The following is a 22,796-nucleotide window of genomic DNA, read 5'->3' as shown; positions in this document are numbered from 1 at the left end:
AGCGACGTCACGGCGACGACATACCGGTCAACACCACCCGCGCGCCCCGCGACCGACTCACTCGGTCAGCAATTCAACACCGCGGCGCGACGAGATCCCGACCAGCTGTTCGGCGGGCTGCGGGCGCGCGAACAGGAAACCCTGCACCTGGTGGCAGCCGATCTCCTGCAGGAAAGCCAGCTGCTTTTCCGTCTCGACGCCCTCCATCACGACATCGAGCCCCAGCGCACGCCCCATCGCAACGATCGCGCGAACGATCGCGTCGTCCGCGCTGCCCGAACCGCAGTCCGTGAGGAACGATCGATCAATCTTCAGCGTATCGACGGGTAGATCCTTCAGATACACCAGCGACGAATAGCCAGTACCGAAATCGTCGATCGCCAGGCTGATCCCCCGCGTTGCCAGTTCGCGCAGCAGGATGCCGATTTCCTCGCGGGTATTCATCGCCATGCTTTCGAGCAGCTCGAGCTGCAGGCATTCGGCCGGCAATGCGGTTTCGCTGAGGATGGTCGTCAGGTCGCTGAGGAAATGGTCGGTAAAGCACTGACGCGCCGACACGTTCACCGACACACGCCCGAACTCGAAGCCCTCGTCGAGCCAGCGGCGCGCCTGCCGGCAGGCTTCGCGCAGCACCCACCGTCCGATCGGGACGATCAGCGCGGATCGCTCCGCCAGCCCGATGAAGTCGCCCGGCGGCACCAGACCCTTGCGCGGATGCGACCAGCGCAGCAGCGCCTCCACGCCGACGATCCGGCCGCTGGCCAGATCGTATTGCGGCTGGTAGAACAGGCGGAATTCGTTCTGCTCGAGCGCGCGGTGCAGCTCGCCGAGCGTCTCCAACTGCTCCATCGCCGACGACGTCATCTTGCTCTCGAAGAACTGGAACACATTCCTGCCGCGGCTCTTCGCGCCGTACATCGCCTGGTCCGCGAGCAGGATCAAGTGCTCCGCCTCGGTGCCGTCGTCCGGATAGATGCTGATGCCGATGCTCGGCGTCACGAAGATCTCGCGGCCACCGATATCGATCGCCCGCCCCACTTCGTCCAGCAGCTTGCGTGCGACTCGCCCGACGTCGCGGACATCGTCGAACTCCTCGAGCACGAGTGCGAATTCGTCGCCGCCCATGCGCGCCACCGTATCGTTCGCGCGCACTTTCGCGACGATGCGGGCCGCGACCATCTTCAGCACCTCGTCGCCGGCGTTGTGGCCGAGCGTGTCGTTGACCAGCTTGAAGCGGTCGAGATCGAGGTACATCACCGCGACCTTGCGGCCGAGCCGCTTCGCGTGAACGATCGCGTGCGAGAGCCGCTCCTCGAACAGCGCCCGGTTCGCGAGATCGGTGAGCACGTCGTGCGTGGCGAGATAGCCCAGCCGCTCCTCCGCCTGGCGCCGCTGCGTGATGTCGGAGAAGATCGCCGCATAGTGCGAGATCTCGCCGTCGTTGTCGCGAATGCTGGTGATCGTCAGGTATTCGAGAAACAGCTCGCCGGTCTTGCGGCGATTCCAGATTTCGCCCTGCCAGTGGCCATCGGTCGTCAGCGAATGCCACAGCTGCTTGTAGAAATCAGGCGTCTGGCGCCCGGAACTCAACAGGCCCGGATCGCGCCCGATCACTTCGTCCTCGGTGTACCCGGTCAGGCGCGTGAAGGCCTGGTTGACGCGCTCGATCTTCGCGTGCCTGTTGGTCACCATGATGCCTTCGAGCGCCGATTCGAACACCCGATCCGCCATGCGCAGGTTGAAGCGCGCGAGACCCAGCGCTTCGTCGCGCTCGCGCAGGGCACTACGCAGTTCGTTCGCGTATTCGTGCTCGATGCTCTGCAGCACGTCCGCGAAACAGAGCAGCCCGGTCAGCCTGCCCGCCTCGTCCTGGATGCCGACGTGCCGCATATTGTGCTCGGTCATGAAGCGCTGCGCCGCGTACAGGCTCTGCTTCGCGGTCAGCATCTGCAGCGGCTTGCTCGCGTAGGCCCCGACCGCGCCTTGGGCCCCGCCGTCCGCCAGGAGCCGGACGATGTCCCGTTCGGTCAGGATGCCGTGCTCGCCGTCGTCGTAGCCGACGAGGATCGCATCGAGTCGTTGCGCGCGCATCCGCGCGATGACCTCGTGCAGCGTAACCTGCTCGGGCACCACAACGGGCGGATGAATGCGGATCGATTCGATCGGCTTCAGGTGCAGGAAGAATTCCGGCCCCTGGTTCACGACGACGTCGGTCTGCGTCAGCACGCCGATCGCGGCACCATCGCGGACCACCACGAAGTGCCGCACGCCCGACTGCTTGAACTTCATCGCGGCTTCGCCCAGCGGCGTATTGGCCTCGAGCGTCAGCACCGGACGGCTCATCACCTCGCTGACGGGTCGATCGAGCCCGTGCGGATCGTCGCCGGCCGACAGGGCGTCATGCTCGGTCCAGATCCCGACGACCTGTTCATCCTCCATCACGACGATCGAACTGCAACGCTCGGTGAACATGCGTCGCGCGACCTCCCGCACCGGCGTGGCGGGCGCGCAGGACAGAATCTGACGCGCCACGAGGCGCGCAATCGGAACATCGTAGCTGCTCGGATACATTCTCTAACCAAGACGAAAAAGCCTCGCCGGCGTACTTCGATGCGGCAACGTGCGGGCTCGCCCGCGACAAGCACGGTGCGATCTCACTTGACTCGGATGGTTGCGTACTCATCGAATTCGCAAACGGGGAATTGACCCATCGTTTGAGGCGTCGCGGCGGCGAGCGCGGCACATTGGCCTCGATGCCGGATTTGACGATCCCTTGCCCAGCGGATCTACACGCCGGAGCACTGCCCTCGCAGGGGCAGCCGCCCTGAGTTAACGACAGATTTGGACAAGAGTTGAGTGCTGTGGCGATATTCGGGCTGCGCGCCGGCAAGGTGGGCGGCTGCGGGCCGCGTGACACATCGACGCTCCTGCGACGTCGGCGCCCCACCCGACTGCTGTGCTCTACGCGGGCAGCGAGACGTGTCACCGTGCTCGGACCTGCGTCATATACCCAGGCGATCCCGCTCACGGAAGAATAGGCGCCGTGACGGAAAGCGACTGTTGGCATGTCTGTCGAGCAACGGTGACGGCCGTGCCGGAACAGACCGCACCTCATACGTTGCGGGTATTGCGGCCGGTACAACGCCGCCAAGGACACCCCATACCTTTCAAGACGTATCGATCGCCTCCCACACGAAAAGAATGGCGACCGATCCGTACCGCGGGAATAAAACCATGCGGGCTCCGGTATATCGGGGCATCACGCCGCGCTCACCACGCCGAGCGAGCCGGTGCACTACGCCCAACCGAAACGGAGAGACCGCAATGTCACGCCCTGACCACATCGCCTACACACGCTTCGCGATCGCCATGCACTGGTCGATCGCAATCTTGATCCTGTCGAACCTGTTGATCGGGATCTACATGGATACATTTCCGCACAACTCGTCTCAGTTCAACAGCATCCTGTTCTATCACGCGTCGATCGGCAGTCTGATCTTCATGCTGACCGTGCCACGCCTCGCGTGGCGTGCGACGCATACACCGCCGCCGCTGCCGGCCAGCGTTCCGGCATGGCAGGCGCGAATCGCCGGCGCACTGCACGGCGTGCTGTACCTGCTGCTGTTTCTCGTACCGCTGACCGGCTACGTGCACCGCCTCGCCGGCGCCCATCCGGTCAGTTTCTTCGGAATCGCGGAATTGCCGGTGCTTGTCGGCCGCGACGAACCGTTGCGACTCCTGACCGATGCGCTGCATCGAGCGCTGGTGCTGACGCTTGGCTTGCTGCTGGTCATGCACGTCGCGGCCGGGATGAAGCACAAGTTCGTCGATCGAGACGGTGTCGCGGAGCGGATGGGGATCTGAGCGCGACGCGGTGAATGACTCGAGGCTGTACTGTGGATTGCCCGCACGGGTAATCCGTGGCGTGATTTGCCAGGAGAATTTGGCTGCTGGAACAGCGTGTACAGGCGATTCGCTTGATGGCCCCAAGCCGGCATCTGGCATGGCGTTTTTGCTACGTTGACGGGAGGTGCTGACTTCGATGAGATCTTCATAGACGGCACCATCGTGCACGCGCACCAGCACGCCGCAGGCGCGCCGAAAAAAGGAAGATCAAGCTCTTGGACGTTCTCGCGGCGGGCTCAGCACGAAGATTCACGCGCCGTCGCATTAACTGCTTCGCTCATCTGGCTCGCCCGAGATGATCAAGCAAACTTTAGCGAGACTGAAGCCAGTCCAGAAATTCAGAGGCAACGTCGGGCGTAAGTTCTAATGCGGCCTCGGCAACCGTACCGAAGCCTTTTGCGGAGGCAATAGCAGCCAGTGCGCAAACCAGAAATCCATCATCCCAGTCTTTGTCAGATGCGAATGCCACCAGGCGGGGAAGCGCCGCCAGTGCGCCGAAGTAATCAGCACGCAAGTCTTCTGGTACTTCGATGCCCTTCCGCTGACGCCATGCCTCGACAACAGCAGGAAACTGGAAATACGGCCACGTGGCGCTCGCGGGTGCTCCAGACAAAACACGTATCACATGAGGGACAGCTGCAAACGAAGCAGAGAAAACATCACCCTGATGTGCCAAAGAACTCCAGAGTGAGAACCACGGCTCTTCGTCATACTCCAACCCCGGTGGCAGTGCCTCCAGCCTTCCTAAAAGCACCGGAATGTCATCAGCCTTTCCATACGCATGGTCAAGCTCTGCCCAGCGGGGGCTATCAAGCGAGAGACATCGAAAGGAAGGAACGCTGGTCACAGTTGGATATCCGGTTGTCGCGGCACCAAAGGATACTCCACGCATTGTGTCGGGGCGCGTTCAAGCCGTCTCTTATGCTTTGCCCGGAGATTGTCAACAGACCCTAGCAGCATGCTTCTTCGCCGGAGTAGTGCAGCCACTACTCCGGCCTTCCACGTCGGCGATCAGAAGCCGTGGTACATGCCGATGTTGACTTGAACCTGGTTGCCGCCCGATGCCGTGTTGCCAAAGTCGGCCACCGAGGCCTGAGCGCCCTGAGCATGAACGTACCCGCCCATGGCGTACAGCGCGGTGCTCTTCGACAGCGAGTACGTCGCGCCCAGCGATACCTGGTTGATCGACGCCATCGTGCGGCCTTCGGCAGCCAGCTTGGGCGTGGCCGCGGAACCGTAGACGTACGTGTACCCGGTCGCCAGCGCCAGCGCCGGGGTTACCTGGTACTGCAGCAGGGCACCCAGCACGTTGAAGTGGATCGACGGCTGGCCAGCGTTGCCCTGGTACTGGGCGTTCGAGTAGCGCAAGCCGGCCGTGTACGGACCAATCTGGTATTGAGTCGCGATTTGCGCGATGCCCGCGCTCTTGAACGCATTGCCGCCGTTGTAACCCGAACTCGGATAGCCCAGCGCACCACCGAAACTCGGTTGCGCTGTTGCATTCATCCACCCGTTCTCACCCTGGTTTGCAGCATGGAAGTAGCCGCCGGCGACCGTCAGACCACCCTGAGCATAGTTCGCAGCCACCGACCACGATTGACCCGAACCCATCGAACCGGCGACGCCGCCGAACGAGTACGCGCCTTCAGCCTGGAAGCCATGGATGAGCGGCGAAATGTACTTCACGGCGTTGTTCTGGTTCGTCGTGTTGTCGTTGTTGTCGACGTCGCCCGGGGTCGAGAATGTCGACGCCGAAATGGCGTCGCCCGTCAGGACCTGAACCATTTCCGTCACGGCGTCGAGCTGGCGCCCCATCCGCACCGTACCGTACTGATCGGAAGCGAGCGATACGTAAGCCTGGCGGTTGAACAACGAACGCGTGGAACCGATCGGCCCCTGGCCGCCTATGCCGCCGGTACCAATGTTGAAACCGTTTTCGATCTTGAAGATAGCCTTGAGGCCGCCGCCGAGGTCTTCGGTCCCCCTGAGGCCCCACTTGTTCGAACCTGCGGCACCGCCATCGAGGCCGACCCGCTTGTGGCCGTTGATGTTCGACGTGTAGCCGATACCCGCATCGAGCATGCCATACAGGGTGATCGACGACTGTGCCATTGCTGCCGAAGATGCTGCGAAGGCGGCAACAGCGATAACGCTGACCTTGATTTTCTTGTTTTTCATCTGTATTTCACTGTCAGGAGTGGTTTCGGGATTGTTTGAAACGGGTTTTGTTGTTTTCGAATGCAGATGACGGCGCACGGCCTGCGCGTCGTCTCAAGCCGCAACGGCCGGCGTCATGTTCTCCAAATCGGCATATTTGACTCAATCATTTCGTCATCCTCAAAAATTCATGCAGGAAGGCGCCTCGCATCTCGACCTGTCCGGCATTCCCTCGATCAGAACCATCGCGGCGTCCCTGCCTGGACGAAAACCGCTTCCTTGCTTCCGTTTCCGCTCGAGCTATCCGGCGCCGTCGATTGATAACGTGCCAAGTTGCCTACTCGAGCGGATCACCGCGCGGAACCGAACGTTTCTTCGATGGCATTTCGAAGAAGTACTCCACCGTCACGTTCCACGCTCGCGCAATACCCGCGAGCGAGGTCAGCGATGACGAAGCCGGACCACGCTCGACCTGCGACAAAAAAACGGCCTGGAAATACCGGCCGCCATTGCAGGCTGATTGAGCGCCCGGTTCAGGCGCTGGCGACGGGCGCGAGCCATTTCGCCGAGCGCCAACGCAACCGGGTCGCGCTTTGCAGGTGCGAAAAACATATCAGGAACATAAATCGTCGTCAAAATTTGTTTGATATAAGTTAATCGCGTTTGATAACCCTGAGCCCTACCGGGATTTCCCTAATGGGAACTGGCACCAGGACAAAGTGTTAGGGAGATCCGTGCCGTCACCTACAGCAACGCTCGCGGAGCGGATACGCTTCTTTTACGCCGCTGAATGTCAGCATGTGAAGGTGATGATCGCGAGTGTCGGGTATACGATCCGCGACTCGGTTTCGGTTGATTGTGGCCGGTTTTTGTTGCAAGACTTTTGGGGAAAGGGCTGCGCGATTGGTGCGCAGGCAGGATTGTGAGCGTGACGGCGTCATGTTCGATCGAGAATCGAGCCTCTCTTCGCGCAGCCAAATAATGCGGGTTTTACCTGATAGCCAAGATCGGTGACCAAGCCCGCTTCGAAATCCGCAAGGAAGAAGTTGATCCCCACCGCATGAAAGTGTGAACCTGAAGACGGTTCGAATCGTTGAACGTCGGCGATGAGTCGGCATCCGCCATCGGCGTCCGCAGCTGCGGACGCCGATGGAACGTTACGATCTTCGTCGTCGGACCGCGTTCGACCATGAGGCGTCGTTCACCTTTGCCGTAACGCCGACATTTGAGTGTCCGCTCCCCCCTGTCGGCGGTCGTTTGCCATTGACCACACGATGGCTGCGATGATCGTGGACATGCCTTTTGCAGCGATCACACAACTGTGGACTAAGCTGCTCTAACGGAGGCGACGTTCACGAACGATTGGCAGGAGGCTCCTATGTTCGTCATCGGAAAGCGCGACGCGAATCTTTGTCATCTTCTATCAATCGCATTCATGCTCCTGATTGTCGCCTCACCTCGAATAGTGTTCGCGCAGGTCGCGCGAATGGAGGTGATCCCGTATCAGTCCGCCACGTTGACGGACGAGGAGTTTCTGAGCGGCCAAGGCTCTGGAAAACCCGTGACGGTTGCTGGCGAACTCCGACTTCCTCGCGGCGGAACCGAACGCTTTCCGGCGGTGATCCTGCTCCATGGCTCCGGAGGCGTGTCAGGATATGTAACAGACTGGGAGCAGGAACTCCTTGCGATGGGCGTTGCCACCTTTGTGATCGACAGCTATTCCGGGCGTGGCGTCGTCAATACAAGCAACGACGAATCGCAACTGGGTCGGCTGGTGCAAACCGAGGACGCCTACCGTGCGCTGGTACTACTTTCAAAACATCCGCGGATCGACCCAGACAGGATCATGCTCATGGGCTTTTCGAGGGGAGCACAAGCCGCGCTTGTTGCCGGTTTGAAGCGGGTTCAGAGCGCTCATGAGACTCTACACGGAAGCGAATTCGCCGCGTATGTGGCGCTTTATCCGAATTGCAGTTGGACTTATCGCGATGAGGCAAACGTCGCTGACAAGCCTATTCGCGTTTTTCAGGGAAGTGCCGATGACTACGTCGCTGCTTGTCGTGCGTATGTCGCCCGAGTCAGGGCAAGTGGGAAAAATATTCAATTTATCGAATACCCTGGCGCAGGCCATGTGTTCGATTGGCGAGCGCTGACGCAACCCATGCTGCTTCCGCAAGCGCAGTCGACCCGAAACTGCCAATTGGAAGAAGTAGACGGAGGTCAGATCATCAATGCGAAAACGAAACGCCCCTTTTCGTACAGTGATTCATGTGTCGAACGTGGATATACCCTAGCCTACAATGAAAAGGCATCTACCGAGGTCAGGAATGCGGTTCGAGCGCTGGTCATTGATGTCCTGAAGCCGCGTTAGTACAACCGATTGCTGAGCGAGACGACTTCGAACTCGCCGTCTCATTTGTACTTCAGCTCCAGTTGGCAAAATGCCCGGACACTGGCCCTACTCCTGCTCGGTTTCACGAAAGGCTTCGCCTACGATCGAGCACGCGTTGGTCGATGTGGCCGAGGAATGGCCGCTTTACCTTCGAAAACGCCCGCTGAGGTCGCCATAGGTCGACAAGCTGCATCGTGTCACAGACTCAACCGCCCGCCCGCTAAGACACCTCCCTCCCAGCCACATGCCCAAGCAAATGCTCGACAAACCGAGTCAGCTTCGGCAATGGCCGCCGATCATGCCGATACACGATATGAATCGGATGTGGCTCGGGCAAGTACGCTTGCAACACCGGCACCAGTGCCCCACTCGCCAGATCGTGTGCCACCAGGACTTCCGGCTGCAACAACAGCCCCGCCCCCGCGATAGCCGCCATGCGCAAGCCATTGCCATCGTCACACGTGAAGACCGGGTCCCGTGAACCCTGCGGCCCATCCCACCCTCCGAGCTTCCACCCGCTACGACCATTCCACACCGAGTGCGACAGGCAGTGATGCGCGTCCAGATCCTGCGGCGTCTCCGGGCTCCCATGCCGCGCGAGATAACCGGGAGCGGCACAGATCACCATGCGATACAGGGTCAGCGGCTTCGCGATCAGATCGACATCGCCGAGCTCACCAATACGAACGGCCAGATCGAACCCCTCGTCAACCAGATCGACGACGCGATTGCTCAACGCCAGCTCGATACGCACGAGCGGATACATCTGCTGGAAAGTCGCGGCCAGAGGCGCGACGACACACGACCCGAAGGTGATCGGCGCACTGATACGCAACGTGCCGGACGGCGATGCGCGCAATCGTTCGACCGACGTCTCGGCGATCCGCACATGTTCAAGCGCACGCTTGGCATCTTCGTAAAACACGCGCCCCGCATCCGTCAGGCTCTGCCGTCGCGTGGTGCGCTCCAGCATTCGCGCACCGAGCCGCTCTTCAAGTTCGCGCACGTACTTGCCCACCATGACCGCCGATATGCCAAGCCGCTGCGCCGCCTCGGTGAAGTTGCCGCCTTCCACGACGGCAACGAAGGTTTCCATTGAACGCAGCTTGTCCATATTCCGAACTGGTGATTAGTAGTGTCGGAAATTAGAGCACATTTATCCCAATATTGGTTCGCTGAACAATGGCCGCTCCAACCTGAAATCGACAAGGAGTCGTTCCATGAAGATCGTTGTAATCGGTGCCGGCGGGGACGTCGGTCGTGCCGTGGCAGAGGAGCTTGCGCGTGACGGAAAGCACGAAATCATTCGCGTCGGCCGCACCTCCGGCGACCATCAGGTCGACATCGCCCGCGACGAGAGCGTCAGTGCGCTGTTCGAGAAGATCGGGCCAGTCGACGCGATCATCGCGGCCGCGGGCAATGTCATCCTGGCGCCGATCGAACAGATGACGGCGGCCGAATTCCACACGGGGTTGCAGGACAAGCTGTTGAGTCAGGTACGTGTCGCGCTGGTGGGTCAGCACTACCTGTCCGATGGCGGGTCGATCACGCTGACCTCGGGCATCGCGGTCGATGACCCGATTGCGCAAGGCGCCAATGCCGCAGCGTCGAATGCCGGAATTGAAGGATTCGTGCGCGCGGCCGCGTGCGATTTTCCAAGGGGCATACGGATCAACGCCGTGAGCCCGACCGTACTGACCGAATCCATGGACCGGTTCGGTCCGTTTTTTCCCGGCTGTGAAAGCGTGTCGGCGGCACGTGTCGCAATGGCCTATCGACGCAGCGTGGAAGGCGTGCATAGCGGGCGCGTATATCGGGTGGGTCACTGACGTCGCGGGCTCGCGGGACTACGCGATACGTCTCGACGCCAGTCATATCGTCAACGCATTGGCCGACTGAAACACCATCCGGCGCGCCAGCAACATTCGACGCCACGGTGCCCTCAAGCGGCCGATGTCCGGCCATCAGAGGTTGCGCCGGCGCGAATCCCGGCGGTAATGAAGGTCACAAGATGCTCGGCCTTGCGCTTCAGCGCACCGGCCTTGACCTTGCCACCCGAGATTCGCTCGATGCGACTGTCGAACGCACTCATCACCAACGCCCCCACCGCGAACAAATAGGCCCAGTGCGCATAGTTGGCGCTGTGGCCCGGCAGCGTCTTCCTGATTGCCTTGATGAACTCCGCCGCAAACGGATCGAAATGTTCGGCAACGATGCCGCGCTCGGCCTCGCGCGGATCGGAAGCTTCGCGCGCCACGAGCTTGGCATACGCGAGCCCGGACTCGGTATTCTGGATCTGCATCACCGGGAGCACGAAGGCGCGCACGATATGCTCGAGGGGGTCTTCCCCTGCGGCGACCGGCTCACGGAGCAAAGCCAACCGGGTGTCGAGCACCGTCTTGCGGCGCTCGAACAGCGCGCGGTACAGGCCCATCTTGGTCTCGAAGTGATACACGATCAACGGCAGGCCAACGTCTGCCGCCGACGCAATATCCCGCATCGAAACGCCATCGAAACCGCCTTCGGCAAACAGCCGCTCCGCCACGTCGAGCACCCGCTCGCGCTTGCTCGTCTCGACCGTCTGTTGCACGCCCTTCCCGCCCCGTACACCGGTCGCCTTTCCCGTGACTTCCTTCGCCTGCATGGTGTCTCCGCTGTCCTGTGGCTCGATTGCCGCGAATGCCAATCCGTTCATTACACGACGCCAGTTTACACCAACACGATACTGACTGTACGATCGTACAGTCTGCATAACGTGAACGCTGCCATGCGGCGTCGGTGGTAAGTCCCCCAAAACCAGGAGCAACCGCACATGACACGACGCTTCGTCGATCTTTCGATCTATCTGGAAAACGACGTCATTTCCGATCCACCGGGCTACGGTCCCAAGATCCAGTATCTGACGCACGGGAATACGGCCAAAGCCGTTACGGCCTTCTTTCCCGGACTGCAGGAAGCCGACCTGCCGGACAACGAAGGCTGGGCCATCGAACACATCCAGTTGAGCACACACAACGGGACGCATCTGGATGCGCCCTATCACTTCCACAGCACGATGAACGATTCGACGGGCGAGCGGGAGCGCTCGATCACCATCGACGAAGTGCCGCTCGATTGGTGCTTCCAGCCCGGCGTGAAGCTCGATTTCACCGGTTTCGACGATGGCTACGTCGTGACCGCTACCGACGTCGAAGCCGAGCTTGCGCGCATCGGGCACGAACTCAAGCCGCTTGAAATCGTCGTCGTCAACACGCGTGCAGGCAAGCGCTACGGACAACCCGACTATGTTTCCTCGGGTTGCGGCATGGGCTTCGACGCGACCATGTACCTGCTCGAGCGAGGGGTTCGCCTGACGGGCACCGACGCGTGGAGCTGGGACGCGCCGTTCGTCCATACCGCGAAAAAATATGCCGAAACGCGTGATGCATCGCTGATCTGGGAAGGACACAAGGCCGGCCGCAAGATCGGCTATTGCCACCTGGAGAAACTCCACAATCTCGAGGTGCTGCCACCTCACGGCTTCTTCATCTCGTGCTTCCCGCACAAAATCCGGGGCGCCTCCGCCGGCTGGACTCGCGCAGTCGCGATCTTCGACGACGCCCTCAACGCAACAGCTTGCGACCCGCATCGAACCGCATAGGCAAGGAGCCTCGATGGAACTGAATCACACACACGACATCACTCAACGCAGTTGGCTGGAAACGGCCAACGTGGCGGGGACCGATTTTCCGTTGCAGAATTTGCCACTCAGCGTGTTTCGCCGCAGGGGCGTCGGCGAAACCTGGCGCGGCGGGATCGCAATCGGCGACCAGATCGTCGACCTCGCTGCGTTACAGCAGGCGGGCTGCATGGACGGCCTGGCACTCGAGGCCGTGCGAGCGGCCACGGCAACCACACTGAATGCGCTGCTCGATATGGGGCCGCCTGCGTGGCAGGCACTGCGCCACGCACTCTTCGAACTGCTTCGGGCCGGCAGTCCGCATGCGCCGAACGTACGGAAGACGCTGGTATCACAAGCGGAAGCCGAGTATGCCGTCCCCGTGCGTATCGGCGACTACACCGACTTCTACACCTCGCTCGATCATGCGGTGAACTGCAGCCGCCCGCTCGGCATGGCGATCAGCCCGAATTTCGACTGGTTACCCATCGCTTATCATGGCCGCGTGTCGTCGATCGACGTCAGCGGTCAGCAGGTTTACCGGCCGATGGGGCAATATCGCGCGGATCCGTCCGCCCCTCCCGTTCACGACGCCTGTCGCCGGCTCGACTACGAGCTGGAACTGGGCGCGGTGATCGGGGTCGGCAATCCACGCGGCAACTCAATCCCGCTGCGTGACGCTCAACGGCATATTTTCGGGCTCTGCCTGCTGAACGATTGGTCCGCGCGCGACATCCAGTCGTGGGAAATGCAGCCGCTCGGGCCATTCCTCGCGAAGAATTTCGCGACGACGATATCGCCGTGGCTGGTCACCCTCGAAGCATTGCTGCCGTACCGCACCACGTGGTCACGCGCCGCCGAACGCCCGCAGCCGCTCGACTACCTGTCCTCGGACGACAACAGCACGGCCGGTGCGTTCGACATCCGGCTCGAGGCGTCGATCCTCAGCGCGCGTCAGCGCACACAAGGCTTGCAACCGCGTACGTTGACGCACACCAGTTTCCGGCACCAATACTGGACGTTGGGGCAGATGATCGCGCACCACACGATGGGGGGCTGCAACCTCCAGCCTGGCGACCTGCTGGGAAGCGGCACCATCTCCGGCCCGTCATCGGGCGAAGCCGGCGCGTTGATCGAACTGACCGTAGGCGGCACTCAACCCGTGGATATCGGCAATGGTGAAAGCCGCGCGTTCCTCGACGATGGCGATACCGTCATTTTCCGGGGCTGGTGCGAACGCGATGGCTTTGCACGAATCGGTTTCGGCACCAACCATGGAACCGTGTTGCCGGTGCCCGCCGCGGAAGGTGATCATTAACCGCACGTCGTTTCGCAACCGGCACTGATTCGATGCGAGGACCATGTTCGTGGTCCTCGTGCCTTGCAACGCTCCGCAAGTGGACTCGCGGTGTTCGCTCGCCGGGCTTGAACACCTCACCGCAACGCCTGCACGCATGCGTGAAATCGCCGCCAGCGTCATCGGCTGGCGGCGATTTCAGCGCATGTGTCTTTCGGGTGCGCTAGAAGAGGTGACGAACACCAGCGACGATGCCCACACTGCTACCGGTTGGCTCATACAGCGCGCCATTCACCGTGAACCCCGTATGCATCAACCCGTGGTTGTTCACGCATGCCGCGGAGCCATACAAGGTCGTTCGTTTCGACAGAAAGTAGTCCAGCCCGGCAGACGCCAGTAAAGAATGGTTCGCCGAGTCGTTGCTGTCCCGCATGTACCAAACGCCTACGTCGGCGGAAAGTGCCGGCGTGATCAGATATTCGCCGCCCGCGGCGTACACCTTCTCGTTGAAGGAACCGGCGATCTTGTAGCTTGTGTACGATCCCTTGAGTGTTGCGCCTCCCCACCTGTAGCTCGCGCCGACCGTTCGACCGCTGAATTCGATCGTCGACGGGAATGGCGTGGAAACGCTGGCTGAACCGCCGGGATTTCCACTGAAGAGCGCAGCGTTCACGACCAGGTCTTTCCATTCGTATCTCACGCGAGCCGCATACTGGCGCCCCGCCTGAAATCCCTTTGGATCGCCGCCCAGCGCAAGCAATGCACTCGCCTGCAAGCCGGCGATCGTCGGGCTCGTATAGGACACGGCATTGGCGACGAAAATGCCGGTCGCAAAAAAATTGCCCATGTAGATTCCGGCCTGACTCCCGAAGAACGACGCATGCCGCGCGTCCGTGTCGACGATCGCAAGTCCGAACGGCGAGTACTGCAGGCCTGCCTTGACGGTACCGAAGTGTCCGGAGAGCCCGACGAAGGCTTGCCGCCCGAAGAGATTCCCGTTCGAGTTGCCCAGCGCCCCGTTGTTCGTCGTAAAACCGCTTTCGAGCGTAAAGATCGCCTTCGTCCCTGCGCCCAAATCCTCGGCACCTGTGATACCGAAGAGAGAACCCGAGATCCCGCCATCCGTTGCCGATACCTGATGCGGGCCGCTCGCACCCGTTCCGGCGTCGAAGGTACGGCTCGTGTACATCACGCCAGAGTCCACGACACCATACAGCGTGACGTTACTTTGCGCATGCGCGTTCGACGGTAAGCCCGATACCGCGATCGAGACAGGGATCAGCAGCATCGGACGGATTTTCTGCATCTTGCTCACGTTTTAATGTCTCCTCCAGTCATGCAGGACTGCAAAGTAATTGAATAGGAATCCACCTCCGTGCGGCGCCCGACATATGGCGATCAAATGAAGCCGGACAGATGGCCGCTTCGGCTCCGGTCCTCGGTGTGCTGACGGGCACGCACGCCGGAGCGTTGGTTTTTCTTGAACCGCCGCCGGCCAGGGATTGATGTCCTTCGCGATGTTGTCGAGGAATCGGATCGCAAAGTTGATCGCACATCCGCCGCAATCGATTCACGGTATCGATGACGCGGCAAAGCGGTTGCATGTTTCCGCTGCTGCTTTGCCGCTCCACCCAAGCGGCCCGCGCCGCACTGGCCCGCTCGAAGTACGCGAACCGATGGTGCGGCTATGTATTCACGGAAAGTGCCAACGGCATCAAGTCGCGTGCTTGCGTCCGCGAGAGGACGTACAGCTCGAACCAGTTGCACCACTCGACCATCAGGTGGTCCGAGTGGCCGTGAATGAGTGCTTCCGGCGCGGTCGATGGCCAGAAGATCTCCAGCCGCGCATCGAACCCCGGAAGCGTGTCCCTGAACTGGTGCAGCAAGTAACCGACGGTCACACCATCGGGCGTCTCGACGCGCCCCATCATCCGATGCGGCATATCGGGTGCCAGTTCGATCGGGATACCGCTCCAGTCATCCAGATGGCGGAGCTTCAGGAGGGCCGGCGACTTCGTATGGCCGGGTACTTCCAGAATGCCGACACGCCCGTCCGGGAGCGGTAGCGCACCGAGATGCTCAGGGTGAGCACGAAGCATTGCCGGGCTGTTCGGCCCGCCATATCCGTCCCAGAACCAGGCCACGAACTCCGCGCTGGTGCCCACCGCCACGTGCGCTTCGGCAACTGACGAACTGAAGCGGCCATTCGCACGCAGCGACCAATCCTTCTCGTTCGATTCGTGCTCCGCGATCTCCTGCGCGAACAGGCTGACCATGCCGTCTGCCCCCAGTTTCTCCATGAGCAAGGCCATCATGTAGCGCGCCCTTTTGACCTCCATTCTGAGGATGTCCTCGCCTGCCACCTCCGTACCTGACTTGAAAAACGTCACTGCTTTCACTTGAACCTCCGTAGCACTGGTGAACGAGTTGCCATGTTTCCCGACTCGCGCCACTAACGCAAGTTAACTTGCGTTAGTGTTTACCGCATGCCCGTTGGCCGTCGCGCATGGTCGTGCTCGTGCTCGTGCTCGTGGTCGTGGTCGTGGCCGGACCGCCGTGACGACGCGGGCAGCCGATGAAACGATGTGTAAAATCCGCTCATGCCAAAGTCAGCCGAACAAGAATCGCCGTCGCCGCGTCGCCGCCTTGGCGGCCGCAGCGCACGCGTCCGTGAAGCCGTGATCTCCGCAACGATTGCGCAATTGCAGGCAGCGGGTTTCGAGGGGCTCAACATCGGCGCCATCGCCGCGCTCGCGGGCGTGCATGAGAGTTCGATCTATCGCCGCTGGAAGAGCAAGGAAGGGCTGATGATGGAGGCCGTCTTCGAGCTTTTTGCCGAGCACATCGAGATACCGGATCGGGGCTCGCTTCACGCGGACCTCGTCGCGCTGCTGTCGGCAACCGCGCGCTACTTGCGAACGGGTGTGGGCAGGTCTGCCATTCAGTTCGTGCTGGCCACGTACAACGATGCGGCCGTGGCGGGCGAACTGCGCAGGTTGTGGACGAACCGCTTTTCGGCGGTTCAGCAGGTTTTCGACCGCGCCGCAAAAATGGGCGAGTGGCCGCAGGGAGCGGATCCGATGCCCCTGCTTCATTGCCTGCTCGGCGCCGTTTATCTACGCACGCTGATCCTGCACGAGCGCGTCACGACCGATCAGATTCGAGAACTGACGCGCTGGATGCTCCGCGAGCGCGACGCCTGAGCATCGGGCAATCTCAAGGATCAGACCATCCAGGCCGGGCGGGTGCTTTACGACGTTCCATGCGGCTCGAACGAGCGGGAATCGACTGCCGAAAGTTCACCAACGCCCCCATCACGCCGAAGCCAGCCGCAGCGGTCACCGAGCATTGAATGGCCGCATCGTGTCGTCTGCCGTCCTCGCGCCGAACGCAGGACGGTCGGTCGATACGACGGCAGGCCCGACGACTTTCGCGCGGCAATCGACTTTAACGCCGACGTGGCGTGCAGGACCTTCGCACCGGATTCGACGCAGTAGCGACGGCCATCACGGCGGCCTGCGATGCCGGGCGCAGGGGCCAATTGCGATGCCCGCGCCGATCTTTGCCACGCTCCTTCGATGGGGACGCACAACGTCTCCCACCCATCTGCGCACACCCGCGCCCCATCAAACCGCCGCCCTCAACCACCCCAGCAAATCCGCCGGCGCACTCCCCGCCACCACCGGTTCCGGCGTCAACAAGCAGTAATGCGAGCCATCCTCGACGAACCCCATCGGCGCGACCAGCACACCGCTTTCGATGTCGTCTCGAACGAGGTGCCATGGGCCGATGGCAACTCCAAGCCCCGCAACCGCCGCCTGCAGACTGAAGTAGAAATGGTCGAATATCTGCCCGCGCCCACTCACGGGCGGCTGATTCGCCGCCACTGCCCATTCCTTCCACGCGTCCGCCCGTGTCCGTGTATGCAATTGCGGCACGTCCGCCTTCAACGAGCGATCCCCACGACGCGCGGAAAACCACGCGTCGACCTTATCCGGCCGGCAAACCGGCCCCACCTTCTCCGAGAACAAACGCTCCGCGTGATAACCCGCCGGCCACGCAAAGTCATCGCGTCGAATCGCCATGTCGATGCCGCTGTCGAATGAAAACGAGCCGCCCGCCGCAGCCAGGTGAATATCGACGCCCGCATATCGCGCCTGGAAATCCGGCCAGCGCGGAATCAGCCAGCGCATCAGCAGCGTCGGCTCGCACGACAGGACCCAGCGCCGCGCCCGGGCGGCCTCGGTGCGCAACTCCTGCGCGGCGTGACGCATCAGCCCCAGCCCGTCATGCACCGCCTGCGCGAGCTTGCGGCCCGCATCGGTCAGGAACACGCGACGGCTGCGCCGCTCGAACAGCGCCACGCCCAGATCATCCTCTAGCAGTCGCACCGCGCGGCTGACCGCGCCATGGGTCAGGCACAGCTCGTCGGCGGCACGGCTGAAATTCTCGTGACGCGCCGCCGCCTCGAAGCAACGCAACGCCATCAGCGACGGCAGGTTCGTGCGAACGGATTGTGAGTCAATCTCACCATTCTGGTCAGAAATCATCGCTTTTCCCGATGAAACATGACCCATAATATTGCGCTATCAAGCCACCAATCGCAAGGACTAGACGATGACCGAACTGATAGTTGTAGTCACCATCACGCTGCTGGCCGTGATCAGCCCGGGCCCGGACTTCGCGATGGTCACGCGCAACAGCCTGATGCTGTCGCGCCGCTCGGGCGTGCTCACCGCGCTGGGTATCGGGCTCGGCGTGACGATTCACGTGAGCTACACGCTGCTGGGCGTCGGCCTGCTGATCCGCCAGTCCCTGTGGCTCTTCAATGCCGTCAAGCTGGTCGGCGCGATCTACCTGGTCTACCTGGGCGTGAAGATGCTCATGACGAAGGCCGGCAACGGGCAGCCGGACGCACTGGCCGCCCCGCTGTCCGACCTGGCCGCGCTGCGCACCGGCTTCCTGACCAATACGCTGAATCCCAAGACCACGGTGTTCATCGTCAGCCTGTTCATGCAGGCCGTGCGGCCCGACACGCCGTTGATCGTGCAGATCGGCTACGGCGCGTTCATCGCCGTCGCGCATGCCGGCTGGTTCAGCCTGGTGGCCCTGTGCTTCTCCGCCACGGCAGTGCGTGATCGCCTGCTGGCGCTGCGCCACTGGATCGACCGCACCTTCGGCTGCCTGCTCGTCGGCTTCGGCGTCGCACTCGCCATCGCGCGCGGCGGGCGCTGATCCGGGCCTCCGCGCCGCGTGCCGATGCAACCGTCGGGCGCGCTCCGCTGGCGTGCCGGATGCGCCGTTCGGCAGCGTCAGAACGTACGCGCGATCGTGCGGGCCTCGTCGATCGCGCGACTGCGATCGACCTGTCCGTCGGGACCGAACAAGGTACGCTCGACGACGATGCCGGTGACGTCCTTCACGCCCACGAACCTGAGCCAGGTCTCCATGTACGGGCGCTGAAGGTCGAACTCGGCGGCCGGCGTAAATGAGCCCGGCGACTGATAGCCGAGCCCGCGCGCGTAGACCACCGCCGCCTTTTTCCCGGCCAGCTTGCCGGCGAAACCGGTGCCGTCGAACGTGAACAGCACGTCCTTCTGCGAGATCGCATCGATCAGGTGCTTGAGTTTGTACGGAATGCTGAAATTCCACAGCGGTACGCCGAACAGGAACTTGTCCGCTTCGTGGAACGGTGCCGCGAGCTGCTCGATCCGCTGCCATGCCGCCGCCTGCGACGGCGTCAATGCCGTGCCGCTCAGCCCCGCATATTTCGCGGCCAGCGCGGCTTCATCGAATTCGGGCATCGCCAGATTCCAGATGTCGAGCTTCTGTATCTCGTGATCGGGATGGGTGAGCCGGTACGCATCGAGAAAGGCATTGCACACCTCGATGGATGCCGAATACTCCTTGTTGGGTGAGCCTTCGATATAGAGCACGCGTGTCATGAAGCCGTCCTTGCCGAAAGTGACGGCGACGCGCGGGATGCGCCGTCGCCCACTGCACTTCGCAGCCTATCGGATCGACCTATAATTCGGAAACGATATGAATTGATCGAATTAACCCGAATTGGTGATCAATGAACCCTCCCCTCGACACGTCACTGCTTCACACGTTTGTCGCCATCGCCGACGTACGGAGCTTTACCGGCGCAGGCCGCAGGCTGAATCTCTCCCAATCCGCGGTCAGCGCCCAGATCGCTCGTCTCGAGGAGCAGGTCGGCCGGGCGCTGCTCGCGCGCAATACGCGCAGCGTCACGCTCACCGAGCACGGCCAGATGCTGCTCGGCTACGCACGCGCGATGCTCAATCTGAGCGAGGAAGCGAAGACAAGGCTGGGTACCGGCCAGGCAGTCGACGTCACGTTGCGTATCGGCGCATCGGAGGACTTTGCAGGAGGCTGGCTTCCCGACGTGATGCGTCGCTACGGCGTCGCGCGGCGCGGCTTGCGGCTGAACCTGACGGTGGACATCGGCGACAGCCTGTTTCGCCGGCACGCCAGCGGCGAATTCGATCTCGTGATCGGCAGCCGGTGCGCACACACGGGCCACGGCGCGACGTTGTGGCGAGAGCCGCTCGCCTGGGCGTTTGCGCGCCACGAGCCGCTGCCGGAAGGCGATGTGCCGCTCGCGTGCTTCCCCGATCCGTGCCCGTATCGGGGCGCTGCCATCAAGGCGCTCGCGCTGGCCGGCATGCCCTATCGCATTGCCTGCGAAAGCCCGAGCGTCGCGGGCATCCGGACGTTCGCGCGCGCCGGCATCGCGATCGCGCCGGTGCCGCGCAGCGCGATCGACGACACACTCCGTGAGCTGGGCGCGTCCGAAGGCTTGCCGGCGCTGCCGGAAATGGAATTCGTGATGATGCATGACGCAGGGATGCCGGCCGCCGTCGAATTCGCCGCGACGATTTTCGATGAAACCGCCATTCGCAACGGGGCAGGCACGCGCAACAGGCCGTAGCGGGCACCCTCCGCACTTGAGGCTCGATCGAGGCACTCACCGACACATTCGCCTTCGACCATAACGGCGCGCTGCTGGCGAAACAGCCGCGCGCCGGTCGCGATGCGTCGTCGGCCTCAGCGCTTCGCGCTCAATCCCGCCCGCACGCCCTCCGGTTCCCGGCTGCGCCCGAGCAGCGCCGCCAACGACAGATCCGCGAGCTTGCCGAACGGCGCGCGCAGCAGGCTCGGCAGGTTCCAGCGCCCCAGCACGAACACGCCCTTGGCATGGCTCATCGCGCGGAATCCCTCGATGCCGTGATACGCGCCCATCCCGCTCGGGCCGACGCCGCCGAACGGCAAGTCTTCCTGCGCGACATGCAGGAGCGTGTTGTTGATGCCGACATTGCCCGACGTGGTGCGCTTCAGCAACGACTCGCAGTCGCTGTCATGCGCACCGAAGTAATACAGCGCAAGCGGCCGCGGACGCGCATTCACGTAGTCGACGACTTCGTCGATCGTGCGATACGTGCGCACCGGCAGGATCGGCCCGAAGATCTCTTCCTGCATGACGGTCGTATCGTCGCCGGCCCCGACGATCAGCGTGGGCGCGAGCGTCCGCTTGCGGGTGGCCGCCTGCTGCGGGTTCACGCCCGCCTCGATCACGCGCGCGCCCTTGCTGCGCGCTTCGTCGACGAGGCTTTTCAGGCGATCGAAATGCCGGTCGCTGACGATCGACGTGTAGTCCGGGCTGGTTGGCCCGTCCGGGTAGAAGCGCGCGACGGCCGCATCGTATTGCGCGACGAACGCGTCGAGATCGTCTTCATGCACCAGCGCGTAGTCGGGCGCCACGCAGGTCTGCCCGCAGTTCGACAGCTTGCCGAACACGATGCTGGACATCGTCCGGCCGTCGACGTGCCCTCTCGCGACGATCGCCGGGCTCTTGCCGCCGAGTTCGAGCGTCACCGGCACCAGATTGTCGCTGGCCGCCTTCATGACCTTGCGGCCCACCTGCGTGCTGCCGGTAAACAGCAGATGGTCGAACGGCAAGCCGCTGAAGGCGGCGCCGACTTCCGGCCCGCCGAGCACGACCGCGACTTCCTCGCTCGGGAAGGTTTCCGCGAGCATCCGGCGCATCACCTCGCTGGTGCGCGGCGTCAGCTCGGACGGCTTGAGCATCGCGCGGTTGCCCGCGGCCAGCGCGGTGGCCAGCGGAATGAACGTGAGCGCGAACGGATAGTTCCACGGCGCCATCACGCCGATGACACCCAACGGCTGGAATTCCACGTGAGCCTGCCCGGCCCGATAAAGAATCCCGACGTGCCGGCGCTGCGGCTTCATGAAGCGGCGCAGGTTGCGGGTCAGGTAGTCGATCGCCTGGATCACGCCGACCAGTTCCATGATCGCGGTTTCGTGTCGCGAGCGATGCCCGAAATCGGCGCTGATCGCCTCCTCCACTTCACCGCGATACGCGAGCACCACGGCGCGCAGCCGCGCGAGACGGGCCTTGCGCTGCTGCATGCTCGGCGGCCCCTCGCTGACGAACGCGTTGCGCTGGCGGGCCAGCAACGCCGCCGGGTCGATGCTCGAACTGGATTCTGCGGAAACGGCCATGGTGCACCTCACGAGTTTGCGTCGATGTAGACACTGTCAACTTGCATGCGGCGGATCATAGGACCACAATGTGTTCCCTGTCAACATAGGAGCAACACGATGTCGTCGGATGTGGATGCGGACGCCGGGCAAAAGGCTTATCACCACGGGGATCTGCGTCGCGCGATCATCGAAACGGCGCTCGACACACTGCAGGAGCAACAGGGCTGGCAATTCACGCTGCGCGAAATCGCGCGGCGCGCGAACGTCAGCCACTCGGCGCCGTACCGGCATTTCCCGGACAAGGCCGCGTTGCTGCACGAGCTCGCGCTGATCGGCTTCGATCGGCTGCACGACGACCTCGCCGCGTCCGTCGATCCGGCCGCGGATGCACCGGATGTGCTGCTCGCGCTGGCCTACGCCCATCTCGCGTTCGGGCAGCGCAACCCGGATCTCTATCGACTGATGTTTGCCGCGGATGCCGGGGAGCCCACGGACATCCATCTCGATCCGCGCGTGCAGGCGCCGTTCCTGCTGGTCGTCGACATCCTGGAACACGGCCAGCGCGCCGGCACGATCCGCCCGCGCCCGGCGCTCGGCCAGGCGACCGCCTGCTGGGCGCATCTGCATGGCCTGACGATGCTGGCGATCGACGGGCGGCTGGTGCGCGAGAAGGTCGGCGATCACGCGATCGAAGATGCATTGACCACCTTGCTGGACGGCCTCGTGCTGCCCGCCGGCCCAGCACGGGCGGCGAAGACGAAAAGGCCTTGACCTTCAACTTCGCTTAAAGGTTATGGTTTGCCTCGGCAGCGTATCGAGGCCAGGGGTATGGGGACTGCCATCCGACAATCCGGCGG

Annotated in this window: 19 protein-coding genes and 2 pseudogenes; 10 read left to right on the top strand and 11 right to left on the bottom strand. The window is 62.5% G+C overall.

Annotation, left to right across the window (positions count from 1 at the left end):
- Positions 1–57 precede the first annotated feature (57 nt).
- On the bottom strand, positions 58–2,571 hold the full coding sequence (locus G3O06_RS04470) for an EAL domain-containing protein (protein WP_205815160.1): 2,514 nt from the start codon (positions 2,569–2,571) through the stop codon (positions 58–60).
- Between the two features lie 753 nt (positions 2,572–3,324).
- On the opposite strand from G3O06_RS04470, the gene G3O06_RS04465 reads away from it, so the two are divergent.
- Entirely contained in the window at positions 3,325–3,864 is a 540-nt protein-coding gene (locus G3O06_RS04465; RefSeq protein WP_205815159.1) for a cytochrome b/b6 domain-containing protein, read from the top strand.
- An 18-nt stretch (positions 3,865–3,882) separates the two neighbouring features.
- Positions 3,883–4,159, top strand: a pseudogene (locus tag G3O06_RS48870) (transposase); the annotation flags it as partial.
- A gap of 57 nt (positions 4,160–4,216) precedes the next feature.
- Here the strand turns inward: G3O06_RS48870 and G3O06_RS04455 are convergent.
- From G3O06_RS04455 to G3O06_RS48865, 3 genes and pseudogenes are all read right to left on the bottom strand, one after another.
- Complete coding sequence (locus G3O06_RS04455; RefSeq protein ID WP_205815158.1) at positions 4,217–4,753, bottom strand: hypothetical protein; 537 nt, start codon at positions 4,751–4,753, stop codon at positions 4,217–4,219.
- A gap of 164 nt (positions 4,754–4,917) precedes the next feature.
- Entirely contained in the window at positions 4,918–6,084 is a 1,167-nt protein-coding gene (locus tag G3O06_RS04450; RefSeq protein ID WP_205815157.1) for a porin, read from the bottom strand.
- 322 nt (positions 6,085–6,406) lie between these two features.
- Positions 6,407–6,624, bottom strand: a pseudogene (locus tag G3O06_RS48865) (helix-turn-helix transcriptional regulator); the annotation flags it as partial.
- A gap of 817 nt (positions 6,625–7,441) precedes the next feature.
- Here G3O06_RS48865 and G3O06_RS04445 point away from each other — a divergent pair.
- Positions 7,442–8,434 carry a dienelactone hydrolase family protein gene (locus G3O06_RS04445; RefSeq protein WP_241019512.1) on the top strand — a complete coding sequence of 331 codons (993 nt, stop codon included), beginning with the start codon at positions 7,442–7,444 and terminating at the stop codon, positions 8,432–8,434.
- Between the two features lie 241 nt (positions 8,435–8,675).
- Here G3O06_RS04445 and G3O06_RS04440 read toward each other — a convergent pair whose 3' ends face one another.
- A complete protein-coding gene (locus G3O06_RS04440; RefSeq protein ID WP_205815156.1) occupies positions 8,676–9,569 on the bottom strand; it encodes a LysR family transcriptional regulator in 894 nt (297 codons plus the stop codon).
- A 106-nt stretch (positions 9,570–9,675) separates the two neighbouring features.
- Between G3O06_RS04440 and G3O06_RS04435 the strand changes: the two genes are divergently transcribed.
- On the top strand, positions 9,676–10,284 hold the full coding sequence (locus G3O06_RS04435) for a short chain dehydrogenase (protein WP_205815155.1): 609 nt from the start codon (positions 9,676–9,678) through the stop codon (positions 10,282–10,284).
- 113 nt (positions 10,285–10,397) lie between these two features.
- Here the strand turns inward: G3O06_RS04435 and G3O06_RS04430 are convergent, their stop codons facing one another.
- The gene (locus G3O06_RS04430) at positions 10,398–11,099 is read right to left on the bottom strand and encodes a TetR/AcrR family transcriptional regulator (RefSeq protein ID WP_205815154.1); all 702 of its coding nucleotides are present in this window, start codon (positions 11,097–11,099) and stop codon (positions 10,398–10,400) included.
- A gap of 168 nt (positions 11,100–11,267) precedes the next feature.
- On the opposite strand from G3O06_RS04430, the gene G3O06_RS04425 reads away from it, so the two are divergent.
- Together G3O06_RS04425 and fahA are read left to right on the top strand one after the other, a co-directional pair.
- On the top strand, positions 11,268–12,095 hold the full coding sequence (locus tag G3O06_RS04425) for a cyclase family protein (protein WP_174967142.1): 828 nt from the start codon (positions 11,268–11,270) through the stop codon (positions 12,093–12,095).
- Positions 12,096–12,108: 13 nt separating this feature from the next.
- Positions 12,109–13,431, top strand: coding sequence for a fumarylacetoacetase (gene fahA / locus G3O06_RS04420; protein WP_205815153.1), 1,323 nt, complete (start codon positions 12,109–12,111; stop codon positions 13,429–13,431).
- Between the two features lie 202 nt (positions 13,432–13,633).
- Here the strand turns inward: fahA and G3O06_RS04415 are convergent, their stop codons facing one another.
- Both G3O06_RS04415 and G3O06_RS04410 read right to left on the bottom strand, forming a co-directional pair.
- The gene (locus G3O06_RS04415) at positions 13,634–14,716 is read right to left on the bottom strand and encodes a porin (RefSeq protein ID WP_205815173.1); all 1,083 of its coding nucleotides are present in this window, start codon (positions 14,714–14,716) and stop codon (positions 13,634–13,636) included.
- 379 nt (positions 14,717–15,095) lie between these two features.
- Positions 15,096–15,809 carry a hypothetical protein gene (locus G3O06_RS04410; protein WP_254613729.1) on the bottom strand — a complete coding sequence of 238 codons (714 nt, stop codon included), beginning with the start codon at positions 15,807–15,809 and terminating at the stop codon, positions 15,096–15,098.
- Between the two features lie 279 nt (positions 15,810–16,088).
- On the opposite strand from G3O06_RS04410, the gene G3O06_RS04405 reads away from it, so the two are divergent.
- Positions 16,089–16,613, top strand: a complete 525-nt coding sequence (locus G3O06_RS04405; RefSeq protein ID WP_346779483.1) for a TetR/AcrR family transcriptional regulator — start codon at positions 16,089–16,091, stop codon at positions 16,611–16,613.
- Positions 16,614–17,036: 423 nt separating this feature from the next.
- Here the strand turns inward: G3O06_RS04405 and G3O06_RS04400 are convergent, their stop codons facing one another.
- The gene (locus G3O06_RS04400; RefSeq protein WP_205815152.1) at positions 17,037–17,960 is read right to left on the bottom strand and encodes a LysR family transcriptional regulator; all 924 of its coding nucleotides are present in this window, start codon (positions 17,958–17,960) and stop codon (positions 17,037–17,039) included.
- A 67-nt stretch (positions 17,961–18,027) separates the two neighbouring features.
- Between G3O06_RS04400 and G3O06_RS04395 the strand changes: the two genes are divergently transcribed.
- Positions 18,028–18,645, top strand: coding sequence for a LysE family transporter (locus tag G3O06_RS04395; protein WP_205815151.1), 618 nt, complete (start codon positions 18,028–18,030; stop codon positions 18,643–18,645).
- Positions 18,646–18,722: 77 nt separating this feature from the next.
- On the opposite strand, the gene G3O06_RS04390 is transcribed toward G3O06_RS04395, so the two are convergent.
- The gene (locus tag G3O06_RS04390) at positions 18,723–19,355 is read right to left on the bottom strand and encodes an NAD(P)H-dependent oxidoreductase (protein WP_205815150.1); all 633 of its coding nucleotides are present in this window, start codon (positions 19,353–19,355) and stop codon (positions 18,723–18,725) included.
- Between the two features lie 131 nt (positions 19,356–19,486).
- Between G3O06_RS04390 and G3O06_RS04385 the strand changes: the two genes are divergently transcribed.
- The gene (locus G3O06_RS04385) at positions 19,487–20,365 is read left to right on the top strand and encodes a LysR substrate-binding domain-containing protein (protein ID WP_205815149.1); all 879 of its coding nucleotides are present in this window, start codon (positions 19,487–19,489) and stop codon (positions 20,363–20,365) included.
- A gap of 116 nt (positions 20,366–20,481) precedes the next feature.
- On the opposite strand, the gene G3O06_RS04380 is transcribed toward G3O06_RS04385, so the two are convergent.
- Positions 20,482–21,957 carry a coniferyl aldehyde dehydrogenase gene (locus G3O06_RS04380; RefSeq protein WP_174981750.1) on the bottom strand — a complete coding sequence of 492 codons (1,476 nt, stop codon included), beginning with the start codon at positions 21,955–21,957 and terminating at the stop codon, positions 20,482–20,484.
- A 99-nt stretch (positions 21,958–22,056) separates the two neighbouring features.
- On the opposite strand from G3O06_RS04380, the gene G3O06_RS04375 reads away from it, so the two are divergent.
- Positions 22,057–22,710, top strand: coding sequence for a TetR/AcrR family transcriptional regulator (locus tag G3O06_RS04375; RefSeq protein WP_205815148.1), 654 nt, complete (start codon positions 22,057–22,059; stop codon positions 22,708–22,710).
- The last annotated feature ends 86 nt before the right edge of the window (positions 22,711–22,796 follow it).

The organism is Burkholderia sp. Ac-20345 (assembly GCF_017104825.1).
In the GTDB taxonomy this organism is placed as follows: domain Bacteria; phylum Pseudomonadota; class Gammaproteobacteria; order Burkholderiales; family Burkholderiaceae; genus Burkholderia; species Burkholderia lata_B.
This window is presented reverse-complemented; position numbering and strand designations above follow the sequence as displayed.